The organism is Mesorhizobium sp. M0340 (assembly GCF_040321535.1).
Classification (GTDB): domain Bacteria; phylum Pseudomonadota; class Alphaproteobacteria; order Rhizobiales; family Rhizobiaceae; genus Mesorhizobium.
Window position 1 is genome coordinate 214,950 of the sequence record NZ_JAMYRR010000009.1, and the last position, 6,837, is coordinate 221,786.

Annotated in this window: 8 protein-coding genes; 5 read left to right on the forward strand and 3 right to left on the reverse strand. The window is 63.9% G+C overall.

Going from position 1 to position 6,837, the window contains the following annotated elements; all coding sequences use genetic code 11:
• The first annotated feature begins 92 nt into the window (after positions 1-92).
• Entirely contained in the window at positions 93-2,174 is a 2,082-nt protein-coding gene (locus NKI79_RS16065; RefSeq protein WP_352802642.1) for an ATP-dependent helicase, read from the forward strand.
• A gap of 165 nt (positions 2,175-2,339) precedes the next feature.
• Complete coding sequence (locus tag NKI79_RS16070) at positions 2,340-2,642, forward strand: DUF982 domain-containing protein (RefSeq protein WP_352452964.1); 303 nt, start codon at positions 2,340-2,342, stop codon at positions 2,640-2,642.
• 12 nt (positions 2,643-2,654) lie between these two features.
• On the opposite strand, the gene NKI79_RS16075 is transcribed toward NKI79_RS16070, so the two are convergent.
• The 3 genes from NKI79_RS16075 to NKI79_RS16085 form a co-directional block, all read right to left on the reverse strand.
• On the reverse strand, positions 2,655-3,443 hold the full coding sequence (locus NKI79_RS16075) for a GGDEF domain-containing protein (protein WP_254820278.1): 789 nt from the start codon (positions 3,441-3,443) through the stop codon (positions 2,655-2,657).
• A 130-nt stretch (positions 3,444-3,573) separates the two neighbouring features.
• Positions 3,574-3,873 carry a hypothetical protein gene (locus NKI79_RS16080; RefSeq protein ID WP_352802645.1) on the reverse strand — a complete coding sequence of 100 codons (300 nt, stop codon included), beginning with the start codon at positions 3,871-3,873 and terminating at the stop codon, positions 3,574-3,576.
• A 14-nt stretch (positions 3,874-3,887) separates the two neighbouring features.
• Positions 3,888-4,400: a DinB family protein gene (locus tag NKI79_RS16085; RefSeq protein ID WP_352479264.1), complete on the reverse strand. Its 513-nt coding sequence runs from the start codon at positions 4,398-4,400 to the stop codon at positions 3,888-3,890.
• Between the two features lie 77 nt (positions 4,401-4,477).
• Between NKI79_RS16085 and NKI79_RS16090 the strand changes: the two genes are divergently transcribed.
• The 3 genes from NKI79_RS16090 to NKI79_RS16100 all read left to right on the forward strand — a co-directional run bounded on the left by NKI79_RS16090 (position 4,478) and on the right by NKI79_RS16100 (position 6,563).
• Positions 4,478-5,188 (forward strand): glutathione S-transferase family protein, encoded by a 711-nt coding sequence (locus tag NKI79_RS16090; protein ID WP_352479263.1) that lies wholly within the window; start codon positions 4,478-4,480, stop codon positions 5,186-5,188.
• A 287-nt stretch (positions 5,189-5,475) separates the two neighbouring features.
• Positions 5,476-6,111 (forward strand): 5,6-dimethylbenzimidazole synthase, encoded by a 636-nt coding sequence (bluB, locus tag NKI79_RS16095; protein ID WP_352479262.1) that lies wholly within the window; start codon positions 5,476-5,478, stop codon positions 6,109-6,111.
• Between the two features lie 155 nt (positions 6,112-6,266).
• A complete protein-coding gene (locus NKI79_RS16100) occupies positions 6,267-6,563 on the forward strand; it encodes a DUF1905 domain-containing protein (protein ID WP_254820282.1) in 297 nt (98 codons plus the stop codon).
• The last annotated feature ends 274 nt before the right edge of the window (positions 6,564-6,837 follow it).

Here is a 6,837-nt window from a genome sequence, read left to right on the forward strand (position 1 = left end):
GACAGGCCTGCCCGCAAGGCTTCTTCGTTCACGGGCCCTGTTCCGGCTCCGCAAACCGTTGCGAACAAAGCAGAAACGATGCTTGATGGGCGATGAACCTCGCCGCCCGTGATTCGTCCTTCCAGCCGGCCTATCTGGAGAAGCTCAACGCCGAGCAGCGGCTTGCCGTCGAACATGGCGACGGCAAGATCGCCGGGCCGTTGCTGGTGATTGCCGGCGCCGGCTCCGGCAAGACCAACACGCTGGCGCACCGGGTCGCGCATCTGATCGTCAGGGGTGCCGACCCCCGCCGCATCCTCTTGATGACATTTTCGCGCCGTGCCGCAGCGGAAATGGCCAAGCGGGTCGAGCGCATCGCCGGCGAGGTGCTGGGGCGCGACGCCTCCGTCATTTCGGATGCGCTTAGCTGGGCCGGCACATTCCACGGCATCGGCGCCAGGCTGCTGCGCGATTATGCGCTGGAGATCGGTCTGGATCCGGCCTTCACCATCCATGACCGCGAGGATTCCGCCGACCTGATGAACCTCGCCCGCCACGAGCTTGGGTTTTCGAAGACCGAAGCCCGCTTCCCGACCAAGGGCACCTGCCTTGCGATCTATTCGCGCGCCGTCAACGCACAGGCGCCGCTTGGTGAGGTGCTGGGTTCGGTGTTCCCGTGGTGCGCCGGCTGGGCCGAACAGCTGAAGCAATTATTCGCACGATATGTCGAGGCCAAGCAGGCGCAGAATGTGCTCGATTACGACGACCTGCTGCTCTACTGGGCACAGATGGCCGGCGAGCCGGAAATCGCCGCGCATCTGGGTGCGCGTTTCGACCATGTGCTGGTCGATGAATACCAGGACACCAACCGGCTGCAGGCATCGATCCTGACGGCGCTCAAGCCCGACGGATCGGGGCTGACGGTGGTCGGCGACGACGCGCAGTCGATCTATTCGTTCCGCGCCGCGGAAGTGCGCAATATCCTGGATTTTCCCAAGCAGTTCGCACAGCCGGCGGAAGTCGTCATGCTGGAGCGCAACTACCGCTCGACCGAGACGATCCTGGCGGCCGCCAATGCGGTAATCGGCGAAGCGTCGGAACGTTTCACCAAAAATCTCTGGACCGAGCGCAAATCGGCGGAAAAGCCGAAGCTGGTGAGCGTGCGCGACGAGACCGAGCAGGCGAGCTATGTCTGCCAGGCGATACTCACCGAGCGCGAGGCCGGCACGGTTCTCAAAGCCCAGGCGGTGCTGTTTCGAGCCTCGCACCATAGCGGCCCGCTGGAGATCGAGCTGACGCGCCGCAACATCCCCTTCGTCAAGTTCGGCGGGCTGAAATTTCTCGATGCAGCTCACGTCAAGGACTTGCTGGCCGTGCTGCGCTTTGCCGAAAACCCGCGCGACCGCGTCGCCGGCTTTCGCGTGCTGCAACTTCTGCCGGGCATCGGCCCTTCGGCCGCCAATGCGATCGTCGAGACCATGGCGACGTCGCTCGACGAGACAATGGGGCTTGCCCGCTATCGGCCGCCGCAGCGTGCCGCCGACGACTGGCCGGGCTTTGTCGCGCTCTATTGCGGCCTGCGCGCCGGCGCGCAAAAATGGCCGGCCGACCTCGAGCAGGTCAGGCTCTGGTACGAACCGCATCTGGAACGCATCCACGAGGACGCAACGACGCGCCGGGCCGATCTCCTGCAGCTCGAGCAGATCGCTTCCGGCTACGCGTCGCGCGAGCGCTTCCTTACCGAGCTGACACTCGATCCGCCTGACGCGACCAGCGACGAGGCTGGCCCGCCGCACCGTGACGAGGATTATCTGATCCTGTCGACGATCCATTCGGCCAAGGGCCAGGAGTGGAAAAATGTCTTCGTGCTCAACACCGTCGACGGTTGCATCCCGATCGATCTCGGCGTCGGCAGCAAGGAGGACGTCGACGAGGAGCGGCGGCTGCTCTACGTGGCGATGACGCGGGCCAAGGACAGCCTGCACCTGGTCATGCCGCATCGCTTTTTCGTCCACGGCCAGGCGGCGCGCGGCGACCGCCATGTCTATGCCTCGCGCACGCGCTTCATCCCGCGCTCGATCCTAGGCGCCTTCGAACAGGTGGCTTGGGCCAGCGTCCAGGCCCCGGACGATCCGCGCCGCCAGCCGCAGGTGCGCGTCGACCTCGGCGCCCGCATGCGTGGCATGTGGAAATAGGCATCCGCCTCACCGCTGGCGCTGCTCTCCCGGCGATCGCTCCCGGAGCCAGCGAAAAAACAATCCCGGCAACATGGAACCTCGCGCCGTGACCCGCGTTTCTGCCCGACCCCCCAGACCGGAGAACGGCGTCCGCCGTGACCTCCGCCCATTCGAGAGGCCAGAATGCACGACAGGACGTTTTCCACTCCGGTTGCCCTAACCGTTGGCGCCGGCTACAAGCGTACGATCGCTTCGTTCTCCGAGATGCACGAATTCCTGACCGAGTTCCCGCCTTCGCGCCGGCGGCTGAGCTATGGCGCCGCGGTAAAGGCCTGCGAGGCGGCACGTGCCGGCGAGATCTCGGCCGAAGCGGCACGCGACGCCCTGATCACCTTCGCCGTGACGGCAGGCATCCTCTGGCCGGCCGCCCAGCCGGCGGTCTCGGTCAAGCCGGTCGCCCGGGGCCTCGGCGGCTACGCCGCCTGACCGAAACGACCATCAGTGGACCGTCATCGGGCCGCCGCCCGGCGGGTCGCCCGCTGCCGCGGGTTCGAAACTGACCTGATCGCGGCCGTTCGATTTGGCCTTGTAAAGGTGCTTGTCCGCCACCACGAACATCTCGGCGTAGGTGGTCGGCCCGCTGAAAGCGACGCCGCCGATGCTGACCGAGAGAGGACAGGGCCGGCCGCCAGGCGAGAACTCCGCCTCACGGACGCGTCGGCGAATTGTCTCCGCCACCAGCCAGGACTGCGAAGGATCTGCGCCGGGAAGGAAAACCGCAAATTCCTCGCCGCCGATCCGGCCGACGATATCGGCGCCGCGTAGCTGGCCCTGGATTGTCTTGGCGATCAGCTTGAGCGCCTGGTCTCCGCAGTCGTGGCCGAGGCGGTCGTTGACGGATTTGAAATGGTCGGCATCGACGATCAGCAAGGCGCCGGCATTAACGACAGAATGGCTGCGGGCCTGTTCGAGATAGGCCTCGACGAGCATGGAAAACGCACCCCGGTTGAACACCGCCGTCAGGCTGTCGGTCGCCGCGACGACGGCCAGTGCCTTTTGCGCGATCGCCAGCTGGCGCATTTTCCACATCAGGAAAAAGAAGAACGAGCTGGCCAGGATAAGCGGCAGCAGCAGGTCGGTCAGCTGCGCCCGCCACAGCGCTTCCGGCGACAAATATGGGAAATTGAAGGAATCGACGAGGAATGCGGCTGCAATGCAGACCGCCGTGCCCGCAACGGTAACCGCCACGACCCTGCCCCAGCTCGTCGGGGACAAATCGATCTGCATGCTTTTGCTCCTGCTTCAGCCGGCTACCTTGAAGCAACAGCACAAACGAAGTCCTAAGACTTTGCTTTCAATTCGATCGCAGTCGAAGCGAACCAGCCGTCGAGATGGCGGCCAGATAAGAAGATCGGTCCTAAATCAGCTGCCTTCTGATGCTCATCCGCGTCACCGCGGTCACAAGAATGGCGCCGATCATGAAATAGATGGTCGCGACAATGTCGCCCTGGTGGAAATAATAACCGGAGTTGAGAAGCGCCAAGACCACGGCGAACAACGCCACAAGGCGCAAGGGTTCATTGGGCATGCGTGCCAATTCTCGCTGTTGCTGCTGAATGCTGCTGGAGCGGCCGCCCTCACGACCGTCCGCTCCATAAAATGTTTTGGCGCGTTTTGCAATCTCGGCGGATCGTCCTCTATCCACCGTCCGCTTCACCAGCCGCCCCAGGTTCAGGCGAAAGCCCTGCCCTCCTCGCTGCGCTGGAACATCGTCAGGTCCAGTCCGAGGCTTGGCTTGCCCAGAATGGTCAGGATCGCATGTGCCTGGCCGCGGTGGTGGGTCTGGTGGTTGAAGAAGTGGTCGAGCGCCGGCGCCAGCCGCTGGGAGACGGTGCGCATATCCGAGACGGTCATGTAGGAGAAGCGGCCCGACAGCGCCTTGTCGCTCAGGCCGTCGACCCAGTCGATGATCCGTTTGTCCTCGGCCTCGCGCGCCAGACGCAAGCCTGGCACGGCGCGGTGCAAGATCGTGTCGAGCCTTGCCGGCGCGTCGCCCTCGCCGGTGAAGCGTTTCATCCAGATACGGTCGGCTGCCAGGAGATGGTTGAGCGTTCCCATCATCGAACCGAAGAAGACGCCGACATTGCGGTCGAACTCTTCCTCGTCGAGATCGGCGGCGGCATCGTAGATGCGGCCGTTGGCCCATTGATTGTAGGCCGCAAACATCCTGAAATGCTGTTTCATTCTTCTCTCGACCTGCGGGACCCTGTTTCGCGCGGGTCTGTTTCGGCCATAGTTAGACTGCAAGGACGCTGCCGCCAATGACCATTCTGCTCTACGACCTTGTTGGACGCGACGCCGCTCGCCCATTCAGCCCACATTGCTGGAAGGCGGCGATGGCGCTGGCCCACAAGGGACTCGACATCGCCAGCGTGCCGACCCGTTTCCTCGAAGTGCCGAAGGTGGAAGGCGGCGTCTCGAAGCTCGTTCCGGTGATCCGCGACGGCGAGACGGTGGTCGCCGATTCCTTCGCCATCGCGCTCTATCTCGAGGAGGCCTATCCCGAGCGGCCGACATTGTTTTCCGGCGACGGCGGTAAGGCGACGGCGCGCTTCATCGAACGCTGGTCGCAGCTGACCATCCATCCCTACGTCACCACCGCGGCGCTACTGGACCTGCATGCCATGCAGGACGAGGCGAATGCCGCCTATTTCCGGCAGAACCGCGAACAGCGCTTCGGCAAGCGCTTGGAGGCGGTTTACGCCACCCGCGACGCCGGGCTCGCCGGCTTCCGCGCCTCGCTGGAGCCGCTCCGCTCGATGCTCGGCTATCAGCCCTTCATTGGCGGCCCGTCGCCGCTATTTGCCGATTACATCGTTTTCGGCGCGCTGCAATGGGCGCGTATCGCCACGCCCTACCGGCTGCTCGACGACAGCGATGTCGTGGCTCAATGGTTCGAACGATGCCTCGATCTGCATGGCGGCCTCGGCCGGACGGTCGCGCCGGCAGCGATCGCACCTCTCGCAAGTTGAGCTCGGCAGCTTCATCGGCAACGCCACATTTTGTTCTTGCTTTGTGCCGGCAGCTATGCTACTAATTTGGGTATGGTGCTGATTCGTACCGACGACCCGCCCGGCTTGCCGAGGCGGGTTTTGTTTGCCGATCAAGGTTCAACGGCGTAGATGACGGCAACGTCGCCCGGCCTCGGCTAAAGTATCCGTTTTGATCAAGGGGTTTGAGGCGCCGCATCACTGCCCGGATCGAAGCAAACAAGACGAAAATCCGGCGAACCGGGCAACCACAACAAAGGCAGCGCGCCATGACCGCAAACCCAGAGTTCCCGGCCGACTTTCGCGCCGGGCTCGCCAAGCTCTTCCTGTGGCGGCGCGACGTCAGGCGGTTCAAGCCGACGCTGCTCCCGGAAGGGGCGCTGGAGCGGCTGCTCGAGCTTGCCAGCGCCGCGCCGTCCGTCGGGCTGAGCCAACCTTGGCGCTTCGTCATCGTCGAGAGCGAAACATGCCGCGCCGCCGTCAGGGCATGCTTCGAGCGCTGCAACGCGGAGGCACTCGCAAATTTTTGCGGTGAACGCGCCGCGCTCTATGGGCGCCTGAAACTTGCCGGCCTGAACGAGGCGCCCTGCCAGCTTGCGGTTTTCGCCGACCGCGCAACCGAGCAAGGGCATGGGCTTGGCCGCCAGACCATGCCAGCCACCATAGACTATTCCGCTGTCATGGCGGTCCACACGATGTGGCTGGCGGCGCGCGCCGAGGGAATAGGCATGGGCTGGGTCTCGATCCTCGATCCGGCCGAGATGGCGACGATCCTGGACGTGCCGCCGGAGTGGACACTGATCGGTTACTTCTGCATCGGCTACCCGAGCGAGAACCACAGCGTGCCGGAACTGGAACGGGAAGGCTGGGAAACGCGGCGGCCGTCTATAGTGACAAGGCGGTAGTGGAATGGCGGCGCTGCCTTCCTCCTTGCGGGGAAGAATGACTCCTCCCCAGCAGGGCTGTGGATATCATGGATGGTTCGCCGATCGTCAGCATGCCAGCAAGACACCATGGCAAAAGCCGGTCGTGAAGGCCTTGACCTGAGGAGGTGCATAGAATGTTTCGCTACGACATGCAGGCCGAGATCTGGGTCTATCCGGGCAAGGGCGGCTGGCATTTCGTGACCCTGCCGCCGGAGCTTGGAGCCCGGATCAAGGCGGCGATGGTTGGGATGGCAAGGCCCTGGGGCTCGCTTGGCGTGGAGGCCGTCATCGGCCAGACCAGATGGCGGACATCGCTGTTTCCCGACAAGAAATCCGGCAGCCTGCTCTTGCCGATCAAGACCGCGGTGCGGGTCCGCGAAGGCCTCGGGGCTGGCGACACGGCCAACCTGACGATCGAGATGCAGTTATGACGACGTCGGGTCAGGCTGACGACGACGCGCTATAGGGCGGCCAGTCGGTCGGATCCAAAGTGGGTACCGGTTGTCGGAAAATCCGATCTCAACAAAAAGATGAGCGGCGGCATGGTTCGACTTGAAAGTCCGCCGCCCCAGCGCAGAAATGCGCGCTGCGCCGGCCTCCCCTGTCGGTAGCAAATCAAGTTGTCCGGTTTGGTAGCACATCATTTGTCCGCTTCAGTTTTGCGTCGAAGCGGTTCACGCGGCTTGCCCGGTGCGGCAGGTTTCT

Coding starts and splice junctions, on each gene's coding strand:
- NKI79_RS16065 (WP_352802642.1), top strand. CDS start 93: ATGAACCTCGCCGCCCGTGATTCGTCCTTCCAGCCGGCCTATCTGGAG.
- NKI79_RS16070 (WP_352452964.1), top strand. CDS start 2,340: ATGCACGACAGGACGTTTTCCACTCCGGTTGCCCTAACCGTTGGCGCC.
- NKI79_RS16075 (WP_254820278.1), bottom strand. CDS start 3,443: ATGCAGATCGATTTGTCCCCGACGAGCTGGGGCAGGGTCGTGGCGGTT.
- NKI79_RS16085 (WP_352479264.1), bottom strand. CDS start 4,400: ATGAAACAGCATTTCAGGATGTTTGCGGCCTACAATCAATGGGCCAAC.
- NKI79_RS16090 (WP_352479263.1), top strand. CDS start 4,478: ATGACCATTCTGCTCTACGACCTTGTTGGACGCGACGCCGCTCGCCCA.
- bluB (WP_352479262.1), top strand. CDS start 5,476: ATGACCGCAAACCCAGAGTTCCCGGCCGACTTTCGCGCCGGGCTCGCC.
- NKI79_RS16100 (WP_254820282.1), top strand. CDS start 6,267: ATGTTTCGCTACGACATGCAGGCCGAGATCTGGGTCTATCCGGGCAAG.